This window comes from Alkalihalobacterium alkalinitrilicum (assembly GCF_002019605.1).
Taxonomy (GTDB): Bacteria; Bacillota; Bacilli; order Bacillales; family Bacillaceae_F; genus Alkalihalobacterium; species Alkalihalobacterium alkalinitrilicum.
Genome location: NZ_KV917368.1, coordinates 2,990,220 through 3,008,192, shown reverse-complemented (window position 1 = coordinate 3,008,192; position 17,973 = coordinate 2,990,220). Strand labels below are relative to the sequence as shown.

Sequence of the window (17,973 nt, the reverse complement as noted above, 5' to 3'; positions counted from 1 at the left end):
TGAACGTCTAGGAAGTTGGTTAGAATAGTGACTTTCTAGACGTTCTTTAATCTAAAAGAAGAAGAGGTGTACATAATGCTTGTAAATACGTTAGAAATTTTGAAAGATGCCCAAAAAGACAAATATGCTGTTGCGGCCTTTAATGTTTATAATTTAGAAACGGTTCAAGCCGCTATCAACGTGGCAGTTAAGGAAAATAAACCAGTAATTATTGCACTTGGAGAAAGATATTTTCCAACCGTTGATGTCGAAGGCTTTGCTGCGATGGTACACGCGTTAGCAGCAAAAGTACCAGTGCCAGTAGCACTTCATTTAGATCATGCTTATGAGAAAGAATCGATTATTCGGGCAATCCGTTGTGGATTTTCTTCTGTTATGTATGATGGATCAAAATTCGATTTAGAGGAAAACATTAAACACACGAAGGAAATTGTTGAGATTGCACATATGGCTGGTGTATCAGTAGAAGCGGAAATTGGCTCGCTTGCCAAAGGTGCTTATTCTGATGAGGAGGAAGGTTCAGGAACGCTTACCGATCCTCAATCTGCAAGACACTTTGTCGAGGAGACAGGTGTAGATTTCTTAGCAGCAGCGATTGGGACAGTTCACGGTATGTCTCAAGGTGAACCAAAAATTAACTTAGAGTTACTAGAGAAAATTCAAGAAGAAGTTGCTGTCCCACTTGTGCTTCATGGTGGCTCTGGAACTCCAGACGAAATTATTTCTGAATCGATTAATCGAGGGATTTGTAAAATAAATGTCAATACAGAAGTATCAATGGCAGCGGTATCGTATTTAAAAGAATACTTTGAAACGAACGATATCGTTCATCTTTCTACAGTGATGTCAGATGTGCAAGAAACGATCGAGCCTGTCATGACGAAGTTTGTTCAGTTGTTTTCTAATAGTAAAAGATAAGCACTATGGCGTAACCTCTATGATAAAGAGGTTATGCTTTTTTGTTATATGAAAATTATGTTGAGATTTAAAAAAAGAAAATTTGGGAGATTAGGTAATTCTATTGTTTTATATAACAATGTTTTATACGGATCATTCATCTTTTTTTCCACAAATTCCATAGAAGAAAATGTTCGTTATATCTTCCGTTAGTGGCAAGACTTTTTGGTAGACGGTTTCTTGTTGGATATAATCTTTTAGCATTTTAATATAAAATAAAATCGCTTCTTCTGATAAATTTGGATCAACAAATCCTTGGTTTTTTCCATCTTCGAATAGTTGTTTGAAGTAAGGGATTACTTTTTCTACGTAAATCTTCTCGATAAAATTCCCCTCAGCTGAGTTTTCTTTCATTAAGTATTGATAAAATTCTTCATGGATATGATTTGCTACTTCTTTTTTATTAAAAATAATTTTCTTGATTTTATCAGGGAAAGGAACATCACTATGAATTACTTCTTCAAAATCAGTGACAGCCTTATTAACATAATAAAGAAACGTATCATGAATTAAGTTATGCTTGCTTTCAAAATAATTATATATTGTAACTTGTGAAACGCTTGCTTCTTTCGCAATTTCTGAAATCGAAACTTTTTGAATTCCGTGCTCCATAAATAGAACTGTGGCTGCTTCTAGTATATCTTTTTTCTTCTGTTCTCTACGCCTTTGAAATCCGTCCATTTCTGTCACCTCACTGTTAGTTTAATAAAAGATATGTAATAAAACAAATAAAATATTTCATAACTAGTTGTAAAGTTTAATATTAATATATATTATGAAATATATAAGTGAAAAAATTTCATAATTTAAATTTAAAGTTTGTAGTTAAAGAATGGTAAAAGTAAGGTGGAATATAAGAGGAGGACGTCATGACTATACTAAAAGCATCCAATTTAACAAAAACGTTTGGAAAATTTAAAGCATTAGACGGTGTTAATTTGGAGGTCAATAAAGGAGAAATATACGGCTTTATTGGACCAAATGGGGCAGGGAAGTCAACGGCTATTCGTGTTCTACTAGGTATTTTGAAGGCGACTGAGGGGAAAGTTGAAATCTTTGGAAAGGATGCTTGGAAAGATGCGGTCGAAATTCATAAACGAATTGCGTATGTACCTGGAGATGTAAATCTATGGCCCAATTTAACTGGTGGGGAAGTTATTGATTTATTTATGAAACTACGAGGGACGCATCATTCTATTCGACGTGAAGAATTAATCGAAATGTTTAAACTAGATCCATCGAAAAAGTGCCGTACGTATTCTAAAGGTAATCGGCAAAAGGTTGCCTTAGTGGCTGCATTTCTAGCGGATGCCGATCTGTACATTTTTGATGAGCCGACTTCAGGTCTGGATCCTTTAATGGAGAAAATATTTCAAGATTGTGTGAATGAGGCCAAACAAGCTGGGAAAAGTGTCTTGCTTTCTAGTCATATTTTATCTGAAGTAGAAAAGCTGTGTGATAAAGTTGGAATTATTCGGGAAGGCAAAGTAATCGAGTCTGGTACATTGCAAGAGCTACGTCATTTAACAAGAATAAATTTACTCGTGGAGACGAAACAACCGATGACAGCATTAAGTGAATTTAAAGGTGTTCATGATATAGAAATAAAAGACGAGTCATTTTCATTTCAAGTGGATGCAGATGAGTTGGATGAAGTCATGAGATATGTTAGTCAGCTTGGAATAGTGAAGCTAGAAAGCTCACCACCTACATTAGAAGAATTATTTATGCGTCATTATGAAGGAGAGAATCATTCTTCTAAAACAGGAGTAGGAGGGGCCGAATGATGTGGAAGCCTCTTTATAATCATACGGGAAGTTTGTCTCGATTTATTGTAAGAAGTGATCGAATTCGTCTTTCAATTTGGTTACCGGCGATAAGTCTAATAACTATTATTACGGCTTCTTCCTTCACAGGTTTATATCAGTCGGAACAAGAACGACAAGCGATTGCTGAGACGATGAGAAACCCAGCAATGACTGCTATGGTTGGACCTGGATATGGGTTAGATAATTACACTGCAGGAGCCATGATGGCTCATCAAATGTTGCTATTCACAGCGATCACTGTGGCGATTATGAATATCTTACTTGTTACTCGTCATACTCGTGCTGATGAAGAAGAAGGTCGGATTGAACTCATTCGTTCTTTACCTGTGGGAAGGTTAGCGAATGTTAGTTCATCAATGATCGTGATGTGTATTATGAATATACTTTTAGCTATCATCGTTGGTTTTGGATTGTTTGCTTTACAAATAGAAAGTATAGATCTTCAAGGTTCTTTATTATATGGAGCTGCTTTAGGAGCAACGGGTATTTTCTTCATGAGTGTCACAGCATTGTTTGCTCAAGCTTCAGAAAATTCGCGAGGAGCGATAGGATATTCCTTTACGGTGTTAGGTGTATCTTATTTAATCCGTGCTGTAGGAGATGTTAGTAATGAAACCCTTTCTTGGTTTTCACCGCTAGGGTGGATTTTAGGAACAGAAGTGTATGTTAATAATTATTGGTGGCCGATTGTTTTAACGATGGTTGCCGCATTTATTTTAATGATCGTTGCTTTATATTTAAATACGATCCGTGATCTAGGAGCAGGATTTTTCACAGCAAAGCCAGGTAAAATACACGCATCACGCTTTCTGAAAAATCCATTTGGCTTAGCTATTCGGTTACAACGTACAGCTATTATTGCCTGGGCGATTGGTATGTTTATTTTAGGAGCATCCTACGGTTCTGTATTTGGAGATTTAGAGTCATTTTTTGCAAGTAATGAAATGTTAGCTGAATTTTTAACACCAGTAGAAGGACTTTCTTTAATTGATCAATTTTTACCAATGTTAATGTCTGTTATTGCTATGCTTTGTACCGTTCCAGCGCTACTCTTTATGATAAAGCTAAGAAGCGAAGAAAAGAAGAATATGACAGAACATTTAGTAGCAAGAGCAGTTTCTCGTACAAAGTTAATTGGGAGTTATTTTTTAGTTTCCATTATCTTTGGGACCTTCATGTTGTTGCTATCATTGGTTGGTTTATGGTTTGCAGCTGAATCTGTAATGGAAAGCGCTATATCATTTTCTACCATATTTAATGCTGGCCTGATTTATTTGCCAGCGATATGGCTCATGATTGGAGTAGCTGTGTTTTTGATTGGTTACTTCCCACAGCTGACAAGCATTACTTGGTTGTATCTAGGATATTCGTTCTTTGTAGTCTATTTAGGTGGCTTACTTCAATTCCCCGAATGGATGGGGAAGCTATCGCCATTTGGTCATATTCCACAATATCCAATAGAGGAAGTTGGAATTTTGAACATTTTCATCTTAACAAGTATTGCAGTCATTTTCGTTTTCCTCGGTTTCTGGGGGTACAATAAACGTGACATTGAAGGATAATGGTAGTGGTTGGCCTCTCGTTAAATTATTTGTTTAACGGGAGGTTGTTCATCCTTATGGAAAAAAAATTTCAGAAAAAAAGCGCATTATTTGCGCTCCTTCCACCATGTTGACTCACCTAATAGTCCTTTATAAGTACTATTTTCAATCTGAGTTTCTGTTTTGTTCTTGCAATGATTACAAAAATCGCCGCTATTTTTATGATCTTCAGCTATTAAGTCTCTCCCGCACTGGTTACAGTAAAACGGTGTACTCATCATTATTTATCCCACCATCCTCTCTCGTTTAAATCATGAGTACGCTCAAAACTGATAATAAAGAACAGTATCATCTATAATATTGATATTATATGCTCAGTAGCTTACAAGAGTTTCATATTTTGGAAAAATGGACAGTTGAAGTAGAGGTTTAAACTAAAGAAAAACTACCATATCGTAGTTGACATGGTAGTTTTATTTTAGTTAAATACTTTAACCTTAACCTCTTGTACTCCCCAATTGATTGCATCTTGCTTGTTTGGAATGAAAATATCAATTTTGTTTCCTTGAATGGCACCGCCAGTATCACCTGCGATGGCATTACCGTAACCCTCAACGTAAACTTTTGACCCTAATGGGATGACATCGGGGTCAACTGAGATGACTTTTTTATCAGGGTTATCGATTAAATTAATCCCCGTTGCTGTAATACCTGAACACCCATCACAAGATGCGGTGTATGCTGTAGCAGTCATTGTCAACTCCATAGCTACGTCAGTATCTTCTTTTGTATCTTCTTGACTTTTAATAGGCTCGTCCACAGCTGCTGAAGCTTCTTGTTCTTGAACAATTGGTTTTTCATTGGTAGTGCTTTTTGTTTCACCTTGTTCGTTTACTTTTACATTACTCTCTTCTATAGATTGGTTTTCATTTGTTTCTAGAGAAGTAGTCACGATTTTTTTATTATAAGGGGCGCCTTTTACATAAATCGTTAGCGTATCGCCTGATTTAATAAGGTCTGGATCTTCTAACTGGTTCCACTCCTGTAACTCTTTTAAAGTAACTCCTTCATATTTTTCAACAATATATGACAATGTATCCCCTTTTTCAATAAGGTATTCCTCTGTGAGCGCCACTTTTAACTGGTCATCAGGGTAGATAAGGTGACTTGATAGGTTGTTCCATTCTTTTAAGTCATCTACTAATATATTATTCTCTTGTGCAATTCCCCATAATGTATCTCCTTTTTCAACGGTAACTTCTTTAGCAGAAATATGAGCCCCTCCACTAAATGTTCCGCAAACTGCAGCTACAGTCATTAAAGAAATGAAACTTTTCTTCATATGCTACCTCCATTTTTTTCTGTAAATACTTTAAGTGGTTTTTATGATAGCACAAAAAGTGGTCAGACAAAGAACAAGCTGTTAACAAATACTTTACACAAATTACTCCAATATGTAAGACCTGTTACGCGAAACTGAATAACCAACAAAAATGATATAAAATTATGGGAAAATTAATAGATTTACTCACAATTGAAGTAGAACAAGAAACAACACAAGGAGATACCTTACAAAATCAAGTAGAGGAAGTAATGGAGCAGGAGATGGAAAAGTTAGTATATGAAAATCAGTATCATGCGTATACGATTGAATTACCAGTTGCACTACCTAACAACTAAAGATGGACTAGTTTTTTTACTTTGTTACCTCTAGGTAACCTTTATGAAGATGAACTGAGCAAAAAATTACAGTCAAATGATCAAAGAAGCTCATATTGCGATGAGTACGTTTATTTTACCTGGGGAACTGTACAAATTTATGAATATCCCTTTTATTATTGGTGATAAAAAGCAAAATGTGAAGATGTAAAAAAATCTGGTCCTTCTATAAAATGAGGACCAGATTTTTACTAGGTGAGAATATTATTTTAAGAAAGAACGTAACATCCAGTTGTGTTTCTCTAATGATTGGTGAATCGCAAGAAGCATATCTGCAGTCGTTTCATCACCAAGTGTGTCTGCTGCTTCCATACCTTCTTTTAATTCCTCAATTAACGTATCAAAATCTTGAATAATTGAAGACACCATTTCATCAGCTGTTTCATTTCCAGTTGCTTCAGAAACAGAAGCAGTTTCTAAGTATTCTTTCATTGTTGCTACAGGCTGTCCTCTTAGAGCTAACAATCGTTCAGCTAGCTCGTCAATATGAAGTGCTGCTTCATTATAGAACTCTTCGAACTTGGCATGAAGAGTGAAAAATTGTGGTCCTTTAACATACCAGTGGTAATTGTGAAGTTTAACGAACAGTACACTCCAGTTTGCGATTTGCTTATTCAGAATTATAGATACTTTTTCTTGACTCATTCAATCATCATCCTTTCAATTATCTTCACACTTTACTAATTCCCATGTTAGCTTATAAATAAACCAGTTTTAGTGACCTTTTCGTGAAATATATTCCAATTATGTGACGATTGTAAGTTGAAAGTTACCACCATGAATTTGAGTGAACATTTCACCAACAGACTGAAGTAATAGTTTACATTCGCTTTCCTTCATTGAGGGTTGAAGATAAATGAGGTGAAGGGCTTGAGATGTTTCTTCGGTTACGATGGAGCGTTTTGAATCCACGATCGGACTACCAAAAGGTCCTTTATTATCAGAAGATAAAAGTTTTCCCTCCATATTGTTTTTTTTTTCGTTAATTCCTATGTAATAATCTTTATTAGTGCCAATTCCAATGGAAATAGGTCCATTTAACTGGTCTAAATCATATATACCGATTGGAATTTGATGACGTAAAGACAAGAAATTATTTATATCGACCGCTGAATTTATAGATGGTAAAAATTCCCCTTTTTTCAACCTTCGTAAGAGAGCTTCAGATGATGGCCGATACCTTATAGGGTCCATATTAAGTATCTTAAAAGTTTTTCGCCATTCAGCAATTGAAGGGTATTGATGAAGTTCATTATCTTCAAGTTGCAGTACCATTTCCTCCTGATAAAAACGAATTCTTCCTTTTAACATTTGCGGGGAGTCTGAAACGACAATTGGTTGATACGTAATCATACCGATTTTGAATTGAGGTACAAGTTTTTTAACTTCATCAGCTATTGTTAGCTGCACCATATCTTCCAAAAGAACACCTCTTTATTTTTAGTTTTCATTTAGTGTAGCATATAATTAATGTAACTTTGAAAGAAAGGGTTTTTTATATGGCATATGCCCAGTTAAAAGATGAAATCATTGCATATAGTAAAAGTATTGAAATAGATAAAATTGGCTTTACTAGTGCTAATCCATTTTTGACATTAAAGGATAGACTTACTACCCACCGCGAATTAGGTTATGAATCAGGATTTGAGGAACCAGATTTACTGAAACGGGTTGATCCGAAATATATCACTCCTGAAGCAAGATCAATTATTGCAATTGCCTTAGCATATCCTTCTAAAATGCAAAATCCACCAAAAAGTATTAAAGGTGAAAGAAGGGGGACTTTTTGTAGAGCATCCTGGGGGGAAGATTATCATCACATTTTAAAAGAAAAATTACAGCTCTTAGAAAATTTTATATTAGAGAAAGTACCTAATGTTCATATGAAATCGATGGTTGATACAGGTGAACTTTCGGATCGAGCAGTAGCTGAAAGAGCAGGTATTGGTTGGAGTGGTAAAAATTGTGCAATTATTACACCTGAGTTCGGTAGCTACGTATATTTGGGGGAAATGATAACATCGATTCCATTTCCACCAGATCAACCACTTGAAGACCAGTGCGGTTCATGTCAGCGCTGTATCGATGCTTGCCCTACAAGTGCACTCGTTCAAGGTGGCCAGTTGAATTCTCAAAAGTGCATTGCGTACCTCACACAAACGAAAGGCTTTTTACCTGAACAGTTTCGAACAAAATTAGGAAATCGTTTATATGGGTGTGACACATGTCAACAAGTATGTCCAGAGAATAGAGGAAAAGATTTTCGGCTCCATGGTGAAATGGAACCTGATCCCGAAATTGCTAAACCACTGCTTTTACCATTGTTATCATTGAGTAATCGAGAGTTTAAAGAGCGGTTTGGTCATGTTTCAGGAGCATGGAGAGGAAAAAAACCCATTCAACGAAATGCGATTATTGCGTTAGCCCACTTTAAAGAAGAAAAAGCAATTGAGCCTTTAACTGAACTACTAAAGAAAGATCCACGCCCTGTTATTCGTGGAACCGCAGCATGGGCCTTAGCAATTATTGGTGGCAAATCTGTAGAAAAACAGCTAAAATATGCGAAAGACCAAGAAAAAGACACGGATGTTGTAGGTGAGATAAATAGAGGGCTTGAAATCATCGCTCAAGGGCCATAACGTCCGTGGAAAAGATTTTATTTATTCAGTAAGATAGGTACAAGACTGGAGTTGGAAGGAAGGGATAACATGTCGGCTCAGTCAACGGTGTATTATGATGAAATGGATAGCCCAATTGGGACTTTAACAATTTCGGCAACCGATCAAGGAATTTGCCACATTCACTTTGGTTCAACAGAATTTAGTTTACCGATCCTTAAGGCATGGTTAAAAAAGCAAGGAATTAAAGGAGAACTTGAACATAATAAAGAAAAGATATCTCCTGCTATTGAGCAATTAACAGAGTATTTTCTAGGTGAGCGTAACCACTTTCAACTGCCAATTGATCTTTATGGAACAGGTTTTCAAAAGAAGGTTTGGGAAGCACTTAGAAACATAGGATACGGAGAGACGCGATCATACAAGCAAATCGCGCAGGCGATTGGTGCACCTAAAGCTGTAAGGGCAATCGGGGGAGCCAATAACCAAAATCCAATTCCAATCATTATCCCGTGCCATCGCGTAATCGGTAGTAATGGCGCAATGGTAGGGTATGGAGGGGGATTAGATAAAAAAGAAATACTCCTTCAGATGGAAGGTGCGATTGAAAAAATTTCATAGAACATCGCTTAAAGGGTAGGAAGAATTCCTACCTTTTTTTATGTCGATTTGTTGGGGGGCTAAACAAGAGCCTTCCGCTTTTCTTTGTTCTTACTGGTTTCGTTGTTGAATATGGATCTTTAGTGAGGAAAAATGATTAAAAGGAGGGGCATCTCCTATGACAGATCGGTATGAACAATTAAAGCGTCTAATTGAAAAAAGAAATCGCATGTATGTGGACAGTTTTCGCAATGATGAAGTTTTTTTAACAACGGATGAAAGAGAGTGTTTAGGACGAAAATTAAGTAGCCTGAAAACAAGAAAGAGTGAACTTGTAAATTCTATTGTAAATGCTCAAGTCCTAGGAAACCAAACCTATGATGGCAATGAAAAAATTGACTATGTATTGCATTTTCAACATTCAATAAAACAAAATAACAATTTTTATATAGAAGAAATCATTCAACACCGTCAAGCTAAGTTTAATCAAAACGAGTTAGTAGATGACGTGGAAATACAAGTTGATAGGGAGGGAGAAACAACACCTAGCCTTGAGAGGATGAGCAATGGTGAAGAGACACTAGAACGTTGGCATTATGATCGCAGAGAAGCAGTTAGATATGCTGAAAGATGGTGGAACAATTATAATCCTGCTTATAAAAAGTTTGGAGATAACTGTACCAATTTCATATCTCAGTGTTTGAAAGCGGGAGGTGCACCAATGACGGGTTTTCCAAATCGGTCTAACGGTTGGTGGTATCAAGGCAAGAACTGGAGTTTTAGTTGGTCAGTTGCCCACTCGCTTCGATGGCATTTAAGTGGTGCACAAGCAGGTTTGAGAGGAAAAGAAATGTCTGCGGCGAGTGAATTGATACCAGGTGATGTGATTTGTTATGATTTTACAGGTGATGGCAGGTGGCAACATAACACAATTGTTGTTGCGAAAGATGAAAATGGTGAACCACTTGTAAATGCACAAACAACAAATAGTAGGATGCGCTATTGGAAATATGAGGACTCAACCGCTTGGACTCCAAACATTAAGTATAAATTTTTTCGAATTACAGACTCATAATCCAAGTAAGGTACAGTTTCTTATAAACGCTGTACCTTTTTTATTTGTGGTTGTGTGTAAGGTTGGAGTGATATTTTACATTACATAACAGTGTCATTAAAGTGTCACACTATAATAGGAGGTGTTATCTTGAAGAGGATAAATTCAACAATTTCTGTTACCTTTTTATCTGTAGCCACATTTATTTCATTAATATTATTACCCTTTGATTTCAGTCTTTACCCTTTAATGCTCCTTTATTACAATCAATGGACACTAAATAGCAAGCCAACAGGTGTTTTTTTAAAACTTTTTCCCTTTGTAATACCTCAAGTAATCATAGAGAGTATTGCAGCGAAGAAGACAAAGTTAATTACTTGGAAAAAAGGGTGGTCATGGTATCACTCGTTTATAAGTTTAGCTGTTAAGCTATTATTATGTAGAAGTATTATCGGCATTATTAGGATAACAAACAAAGATAAAATCTCTTTATAAAAAGGGAAATTGGATAAATGTTCCTTTTTTTCAGATTTTAATTTTTATCCCAACTAAATTAAGCAACCACTCATAGTATCTCAATCCTTTATATGGTTGATTGCATACTTCACATAGATTGGTGCCTAATATTAGAATATAGCAGGAGGTTAGAAGCTTTTCTTCAGAAAAACAAGTGTTATAATAATTCGTAGCAGATTAAATTGATTGAGGTGTACATAAAGTGGGATTACATATTGTTTTATATCAACCTGAAATACCTGCAAATACGGGGAATATTGCAAGAACGTGTGCAGGGACTAATACATCATTACATTTAATTCGACCATTAGGCTTTTCAACAGATGATAAAATGCTAAAACGTGCAGGTTGTGATTATTGGCCTAACGTTAAAATAAATTATTATGACTCGATTGAAGAGCTTTTTAATCTATTCCCGAACGGTCTATTTTATTTTATTGAAACTGTCGGTACGAAAAATTATACCGAGTTTGACTACAGTGATGAAGAAAAGGATATATTCTTTGTATTTGGTCGGGAAACGACTGGGTTACCTAATGAGTTATTAGAAGGACGAAAAAAATATTGTTTGCGAATTCCACAAACAGAAAAAATTCGTTCGTTAAACCTTTCAAATACCGCGGCTATTGTTATTTATGAGGCGATTCGTCAACAGGGTTTTCGTGGATTATTATAAAAAGACTTTAAGAAATGCGGTATGACGGTATTGGGCTGTTTTCGCTTTAGTTCGATGGGATGTTAGTCTTTCATAATAAAAAATGGACCTACCCTAAAAAGAGTTGGTCCATTTTTATAAGTATTAATTTTTGTGAGGCTTTTCATCGTATCCCGCAGTAAAGATAGCTGAAAGAAATGCTACACAAATAGCAAGAATAAGTATTAATCCCATCGTTGGTTTTCCTCCTTAAATGCAATCAGTCCTTATTTCCTTATTATAATGTAACATATTGCCGTTGTGAATGTATGTGGCCAAGTTTTATTTTTATAAATATGATTTTTCTATGAACAGGCTATAATTTATATATATATTGAACTTTTGTGTATAATAGTGATGGTAAAATAAAGGAGGAATTATAATGTACGTAGTAATGAATGAGCTTCATGTACCGAAACAAGCAAAGGAACATTTATCTGAGCGTTTTGGGAAGAGCTCAGAAAACATGAAGAATGTACCAGGTTGCTTAGAGTTCTTGTTTCTTGATAATGAGAATGAAGAAGGAAAACAAGTTGTATTTACAAAGTGGGAAACGAAAGAAGACTATGAGGCATGGTTAAATAGTGATGCATTTAAACGTGCGCATCAAGAAAAACGGGAGTCAAAAGAAAAGGGACCATCTACAGGGAACGAACTAAACGCTTACCGTGTGATTCATCATACCTAAAATTGTTATCTTTCAAGCTAATTCTCTGATTAAAGAATAGGTTAACCGTGTGTCAGGCTCCAGGTTACTGGAGACCTGGCACTTTACATTTGGCTTTTAGGAGATATATTGTATGAAAAACACGTATATAACAAGTCATTTCCCTTTGTTTTCAATTTTAATTTATAGCACATCCCTTGCGCTATTTACTCAAGGGTATATTGTTGATCAATTGCAAGTACTTGGTATATATGATGGGATGATGGAGTTTTTTTCGGAAAGTGGTATTAAACTGACTTTATTATTCTTGTTATTATTATTTTCCTTCATGTTATTTTCAGCTTTAAAATTATTATCAGATACGGTTGTCCAACTTTCGCTTTTGTTTTTTTCTCGTGATGAAAAAGGAGATGAATTAAAGAAAATTCGCTCTGGCACTTGGATTTATTTAGTATCAAGTGTTGTTGCTTTATTCTTTTTCCATTCTGTCGTTGTAATTATCATAGTATTTATTAGTGCTACGTTCTTATATTTTGTTTTCTTTTTATATAAATTAAGTGATTTTTTAACACCATTAAGTATGTTCGGATTAATAATGTTCCATTTATTGTTTTGGTTTAGTCTGGTTATGGCGGTCACTTACGCATTCATCAAGCTCTACAATAGTTTTATTGCTAGCTTACCCTTATAAAAAGGCCACTACAATGGAGGCCTTTTTATTTTGGTGAATTTTTGCTTGTCGGGGCCAAACGAGAGCCTTCCACTTTTCTATGGTCTAGTTTCAGGCTCTAGCCCCTCGAGGTCAAATAACCCGCAAGAAAAAAGTCAAAAAGCGGACTTTGATTCTTACGGAACATTTGCTTGTCGGGGCTGAACAAGAGCCTTCCACTTTTCTATATCAACGCATGATGTCACGCCAAATAGTTAGATGGGGTCCTTGGTTGTATACAGATTGAAGGGAGGCGGGACGGTCTTTTCCGACCCAGACTCCAGCTGTGTAATCATCACGAATTCCAACAAACCAAATGTCGTGAAACGAATTGGTTGTTCCTGTTTTCCCCCCAATATATGAGCTAGGTAGATTCGCTCTTTTTCCAGTTCCTTCCAATACTACTTTATGAAGAAGTGCCTTCATCTGTTGATTGACACTTTGATTCCAGACATGTTGGGACATCTCTTGCCATTCATAAAGTACATTTCCTTCCAGATCCGTTACTCTTCTAATACTATATGAACTTTGATAAACTCCATTATTTGCAAAAGTAGTATAAGCTTTGGTTAATTCTAAAGGTGACATCCCATGTGTGAAACCGCCAAGAGCAGCGGGTAAACCATAATCTTGAGGTAGGACTTGATTGAAATTGAATGTTTGCAAATAACGGAATGATGTATCAATTCCTGTTTGATCAAGGATACGGACAGCAGGTGTATTGTAAGAATTTTTAAAGGCTGTTTCAAGTGTGACACTACCGTATTGAGCCCCACCAAAGTTATTTGGACAATAATTATTTTTACAAAAACTATTAGCATTCACTGAACTTTGGTTTGAAACGTTATATTCAGCTATATATGGTGCATAAACAAGTAAGGGTTTAATGGCAGACCCAGGTTGTCGATAGGCTTGAAAGCCGCGGTGAAAATCAAATTTTTTATAGTTTTTCCCACCAGTAATCGCCACAACTTCATGAGTAGGGTGATAAATCACTACTGCTGAACTTTGAATGTCGGCATTTGATATATTTTTCTGGATTGCTTGTATGGACTTATGCTGAATATGAGGGTCTAATGCTGTATCTATTTTAATTCCTTTCTCATAGAGTGTTTTGACTCGCTGATCTAAATTTTCTTGTACTGCCTGCTTTTTTTCAGGAGAAGCCTTGGCTAATTGCTCATTGTAGCCTTCTTTTTCGGCTATTAGCTGAGTTAATTCATAATGGACATAAGTTATATAGTCAGGAAAAAGATCCACTTTTTGTGAAAGGTTTAAACGTATCTCTTCTTGTATTGCTTCTGCGTAATTCCCTTCATTAATAGTATTATTTTCCAACATTTTTTGTAAAATCCATTTTTGTCTCAACTTTGTATTTTCAATGTTTTGTATTGGGTTGTAGTGGGATGGATTATTAGGTATAGCACTTAAAAACGTAATCTCAGCTAAAGTTAATTCATTGCTTGATTTACTAAAATAATATTGGCTGGCTGCTTCAAAACCATAAACTCCATTATAGAAAAAAATTGAATTTATATAAAGTTCTATAATTTTTTCTTTACTGTACATTTGTTCGATTTTATAGGCATATAATAGTTCACTGAGTTTACGATCATAAGTTTGATCATGAGAAAGAAAGATGTTCCGGACGAGTTGCTGCGTGACCGTACTAGCACCCTCTTCAATACTATTGTTCTTATAGTTTGTTAAAAAAGCTCTAAGTATTGCAGAAGGGTCATACCCTTTATGGTCAAAAAATCGCCGGTCTTCTGTTGAAATAAAAGCATCAATTATTGTTTGTGGAATATCTTCAAAAGATAAGTAAATGCGATTTTCACCGTTATAGATCTCTGAAATTAGGTTTCCATGTCGGTCATAAATGTAACTGTTAGTTGGTAAATGTATTTCTTTTATATTAACGTGTTCATCTAAAACAGATTCAATCGAATGCACTTTGCCCATTTCATCAACAACGATAATAAGCATATATGAAAAAATAAATAATAGGATGGTGATAATAAAAAAACCTGTTCCAATCCGCATGATTAACACTCATCTCTTTTTAGGTATATTTTCATATTTTATATGATAAAAGGTTACAAAACTACCTATCCTAATCAATTTTTACCAAGATATAACGTTGTTAATTTTTTCTACTTGTCAAATAGATTTCTAGAATCGAGGGCATGATTATGTTATTGATTGCATAGGATGAAGTAACAGCGCAAATGTTTAGACTCGAAAGGAGGAACTATATTAATGGATATTTTAGGTAGGATTAGATACCACCGGGAAGAAGAAGAGAAACTACATTGGCGCGGTACATTTGCTGAGTACTTACAGATCATTAGGGAAACTCCACAGGTTGCTCAAACGGCACATTCACGTGTTTACAATATGATTAAAGACGCAGGTGTTGAAGAAGTAAATGGCAAGAAAGAATACAAGTTTTTTAGTGATCAAATCTATGGGGTGGAAGAATCAATTGAAAAATTGGTAGAAGAGTATTTTCACTCTGCTGCTAAGCGCTTAGATGTACGTAAACGAATATTGTTATTAATGGGGCCAGTTAGTGGAGGTAAATCGACACTAGTAACTATGCTAAAGCGCGGATTAGAACAATATACGCGTACAGATGCTGGGGCAGTATATGCGATTGCAGGATGTCCGATGCATGAAGATCCGCTTCACTTAATTCCACAGCATTTACGTGAAGAATTCTATGAAGAGTATGGGATTAAGATAGAAGGGAACTTATCGCCACTGAATATGATGCGAGTTGAGAAAGAGTATGGAGGACGCATTGAAGATGTTCTAATTGAAAGAATATTCTTATCTGAAGATAAGCGTATTGGTGTTGGTACGTTTAGTCCTTCAGATCCGAAATCACAAGATATTGCTGATTTAACAGGTAGTATTGACTTCTCTACTATTGCAGAGTACGGGTCAGAATCAGATCCTCGTGCCTATCGATTTGATGGAGAATTAAATAAAGCGAACCGTGGGATCATGGAATTCCAGGAAATGTTAAAGTGTGATGAGAAGTTTTTATGGCACTTGTTGTCTCTTACTCAAGAGGGTAATTTCAAGGCAGGACGCTTTGCACTTATTTCTGCAGATGAACTGATTGTTGCTCATACGAATGAATCAGAGTACAAATCGTTTATAGCAAATAAGAAAAATGAAGCACTTCACTCTCGGATGATTGTTATGAAAATTCCGTATAATCTGAAAGTTTCTGAAGAAGAACGCATCTATAAGAAGATGATAAGAGATAGTGACATTTCAAATGTACACATTGCACCCCACGCTTTAAGAATAGCGGCTATCTTTACTATTTTAACAAGGTTGAAAGAACCGAAAAAGCAAAGTGTAGACATTGTAAAGAAAATGAAGTTATACGATGGGGAAATTGTCGAAGGCTTTAATAGTCAAGACTTAGAAGAGTTGAAGAAGGAATATCCAGATGAAGGTATGACAGGGATTGACCCAAGATATGTCATTAACCGTATTTCCTCGGCAATTATTCGCAAGGAAATGACATCAATCAACGCTTTGGATGTCCTTCGGTCGATTAAAGAAGGTTTAGATCAACATGCGTCGATTAATAAGGAAGACCGTGAGAGATACATTGATTTTATATCAATTGCTAGAAAAGAATATGATGATATTGCGAAGAAAGAAGTCCAAAAGGCATTTGTATATTCATATGATGAATCCGCAAAAACACTTATGGATAACTATTTAGATAATGTAGAGGCTTATTGTAATAAAAATAAGTTGCATGATCCATTAACAGGTGATGAAATGTCACCAGATGAGAAATTAATGCGTTCGATTGAAGAGCAAATTGGAATTTCAGAAAATGCGAAAAAAGCGTTTCGTGAAGAAATTCTTATCCGTATTTCTGCATATGCGAGAAAAGGTAAGAAATTTGATTACAATTCACATGAACGTTTAAGAGAAGCGATTCAGAAGAAGCTCTTTGCTGATTTGAAAGATATTGTTAAAATTACGACATCAACAAAAACTCCAGATGAGTCACAATTGAAGAAGGTAAATGAAGTAATTGCAAGATTAATTGATGAACACGGTTATAATTCGGTATCTGCCAATGAATTACTTCGCTACGTTGGAAGTTTACTAAACAGATAGTTACAAACAAACACCCTCAGTCAATAGTAGACTGGGGGTGTATACTTTCTAATCATCATCTCTTTTATCTTTGCGTAGAAAGAATTAGGGGTGTAAATAAATGTTTGATCAAAACTGGAAACCATAGGACTCTCAAAATGTTCCTGTTTACCGTTTATATTTACAATATCAAATTCTTTAATGGATTCATTAGATTGACTTTTATAAGTTTTGATAATTGAAGTTTCAATTGGAATGTTATATTTAAACTCATCTTCGGGATCTGAAATTAAGTTTTCTGAGTAGCCTACTGAAAACTTTAATTGATAATTATTTAATAAAGGAACCCCTGTGCTGGATTTTAACTTCGAAGTAAAATAAATACTATATGTCTCACCTTCTAGATAACGATTAGGCGGTGGTAAAACAGTGATTGTTTGTTCATTATCGTTAATGATTAAACTGTCGACTTTAGTTCCGGTAGCATCGAGAACATAGAGACTGTTAGGAGCGATAGTGGCCGAATTAATGTTGTCATTAAAAGTAAACGACCAAGTCTTATTATTAGGTACATCTTGATAAACTCCTAATGGTTTAAATACATTACCTTCGTTGAATGGTTTCTTCGGATCGGCTTCCTCATATTCAACTTTAAATAAGGGGGTAGTTTGAGCTTTTGCTTCTGTTGTAATAGATAAAACGTATAAAGTGAGAATTAGAAGCGTTAAGGACCATATCTTCATAAAAACCTCCAATTCTTTAATTTTACCTTCATACTATATATAGCCATAAAAACTCACATTCATGCAGGGCTTTCAGACTTATCTTTCCACTATACTATAGACGGCTTTTAAAACGAAAAAGTTTCAAAAAGATTATAATTCCTACATTTTGATTAAGACGAACTGATTATATCTTAAAGAGTTAAGTTGTGA

At 35.4% G+C, this 17,973-nt stretch carries 18 protein-coding genes; 12 read left to right on the top strand and 6 right to left on the bottom strand.

What is annotated here, in order from left to right; translation table 11 throughout:
- Positions 1-75 precede the first annotated feature (75 nt).
- Complete coding sequence (locus BK574_RS14420) at positions 76-918, top strand: class II fructose-bisphosphate aldolase (RefSeq protein ID WP_078429093.1); 843 nt, start codon at positions 76-78, stop codon at positions 916-918.
- 132 nt (positions 919-1,050) lie between these two features.
- Here the strand turns inward: BK574_RS14420 and BK574_RS14415 are convergent, their stop codons facing one another.
- Positions 1,051-1,638, bottom strand: coding sequence for a TetR/AcrR family transcriptional regulator (locus tag BK574_RS14415; RefSeq protein ID WP_078429092.1), 588 nt, complete (start codon positions 1,636-1,638; stop codon positions 1,051-1,053).
- Between the two features lie 188 nt (positions 1,639-1,826).
- Between BK574_RS14415 and BK574_RS14410 the strand changes: the two genes are divergently transcribed.
- Together BK574_RS14410 and BK574_RS14405 are read left to right on the top strand one after the other, a co-directional pair.
- On the top strand, positions 1,827-2,744 hold the full coding sequence (locus BK574_RS14410; protein WP_078429091.1) for an ABC transporter ATP-binding protein: 918 nt from the start codon (positions 1,827-1,829) through the stop codon (positions 2,742-2,744).
- A complete protein-coding gene (locus tag BK574_RS14405) occupies positions 2,744-4,348 on the top strand; it encodes an ABC transporter permease (protein WP_078430874.1) in 1,605 nt (534 codons plus the stop codon). The genes BK574_RS14410 and BK574_RS14405 overlap by 1 nt, the downstream gene beginning before the upstream one ends.
- 457 nt (positions 4,349-4,805) lie before the next feature.
- Here the strand turns inward: BK574_RS14405 and BK574_RS14400 are convergent, their stop codons facing one another.
- Positions 4,806-5,669, bottom strand: a complete 864-nt coding sequence (locus BK574_RS14400; protein ID WP_078429090.1) for a LysM peptidoglycan-binding and 3D domain-containing protein — start codon at positions 5,667-5,669, stop codon at positions 4,806-4,808.
- A gap of 164 nt (positions 5,670-5,833) precedes the next feature.
- On the opposite strand from BK574_RS14400, the gene BK574_RS27570 reads away from it, so the two are divergent.
- A complete protein-coding gene (locus BK574_RS27570) occupies positions 5,834-6,007 on the top strand; it encodes a hypothetical protein (protein WP_158211665.1) in 174 nt (57 codons plus the stop codon).
- Between the two features lie 243 nt (positions 6,008-6,250).
- On the opposite strand, the gene BK574_RS14395 is transcribed toward BK574_RS27570, so the two are convergent.
- Positions 6,251-6,691: a Dps family protein gene (locus BK574_RS14395; protein WP_075388153.1), complete on the bottom strand. Its 441-nt coding sequence runs from the start codon at positions 6,689-6,691 to the stop codon at positions 6,251-6,253.
- 99 nt (positions 6,692-6,790) lie between these two features.
- A complete protein-coding gene (locus BK574_RS14390; RefSeq protein WP_180320615.1) occupies positions 6,791-7,459 on the bottom strand; it encodes a B3/B4 domain-containing protein in 669 nt (222 codons plus the stop codon).
- An 86-nt stretch (positions 7,460-7,545) separates the two neighbouring features.
- Between BK574_RS14390 and queG the strand changes: the two genes are divergently transcribed.
- The 7 genes from queG (at position 7,546) to BK574_RS14355 (ending at position 12,886) form a co-directional block, all read left to right on the top strand.
- Entirely contained in the window at positions 7,546-8,685 is a 1,140-nt protein-coding gene (queG, locus tag BK574_RS14385) for a tRNA epoxyqueuosine(34) reductase QueG (RefSeq protein WP_078429089.1), read from the top strand.
- 69 nt (positions 8,686-8,754) lie between these two features.
- Positions 8,755-9,285, top strand: coding sequence for a methylated-DNA--[protein]-cysteine S-methyltransferase (locus BK574_RS14380; RefSeq protein WP_078429088.1), 531 nt, complete (start codon positions 8,755-8,757; stop codon positions 9,283-9,285).
- Between the two features lie 157 nt (positions 9,286-9,442).
- Entirely contained in the window at positions 9,443-10,339 is an 897-nt protein-coding gene (locus tag BK574_RS14375; RefSeq protein WP_078429087.1) for an amidase domain-containing protein, read from the top strand.
- Between the two features lie 129 nt (positions 10,340-10,468).
- On the top strand, positions 10,469-10,813 hold the full coding sequence (locus BK574_RS14370; protein WP_078429086.1) for a CBO0543 family protein: 345 nt from the start codon (positions 10,469-10,471) through the stop codon (positions 10,811-10,813).
- Between the two features lie 223 nt (positions 10,814-11,036).
- Positions 11,037-11,510, top strand: a complete 474-nt coding sequence (gene trmL / locus BK574_RS14365; protein ID WP_078429085.1) for a tRNA (uridine(34)/cytosine(34)/5-carboxymethylaminomethyluridine(34)-2'-O)-methyltransferase TrmL — start codon at positions 11,037-11,039, stop codon at positions 11,508-11,510.
- A 400-nt stretch (positions 11,511-11,910) separates the two neighbouring features.
- Positions 11,911-12,216, top strand: coding sequence for an antibiotic biosynthesis monooxygenase family protein (locus BK574_RS14360; protein WP_075388431.1), 306 nt, complete (start codon positions 11,911-11,913; stop codon positions 12,214-12,216).
- Positions 12,217-12,328: 112 nt separating this feature from the next.
- A complete protein-coding gene (locus BK574_RS14355) occupies positions 12,329-12,886 on the top strand; it encodes a DUF5366 family protein (protein WP_078429084.1) in 558 nt (185 codons plus the stop codon).
- 207 nt (positions 12,887-13,093) lie between these two features.
- Here BK574_RS14355 and BK574_RS14350 read toward each other — a convergent pair whose 3' ends face one another.
- Positions 13,094-14,947, bottom strand: a complete 1,854-nt coding sequence (locus BK574_RS14350) for a transglycosylase domain-containing protein (protein ID WP_078429083.1) — start codon at positions 14,945-14,947, stop codon at positions 13,094-13,096.
- 216 nt (positions 14,948-15,163) lie between these two features.
- On the opposite strand from BK574_RS14350, the gene BK574_RS14345 reads away from it, so the two are divergent.
- Positions 15,164-17,059: a PrkA family serine protein kinase gene (locus BK574_RS14345; RefSeq protein WP_075388428.1), complete on the top strand. Its 1,896-nt coding sequence runs from the start codon at positions 15,164-15,166 to the stop codon at positions 17,057-17,059.
- Positions 17,060-17,079: 20 nt separating this feature from the next.
- On the opposite strand, the gene BK574_RS14340 is transcribed toward BK574_RS14345, so the two are convergent.
- A complete protein-coding gene (locus BK574_RS14340) occupies positions 17,080-17,781 on the bottom strand; it encodes an Ig-like domain-containing domain (protein ID WP_075388427.1) in 702 nt (233 codons plus the stop codon).
- Between the last annotated feature and the right edge of the window lie 192 nt (positions 17,782-17,973).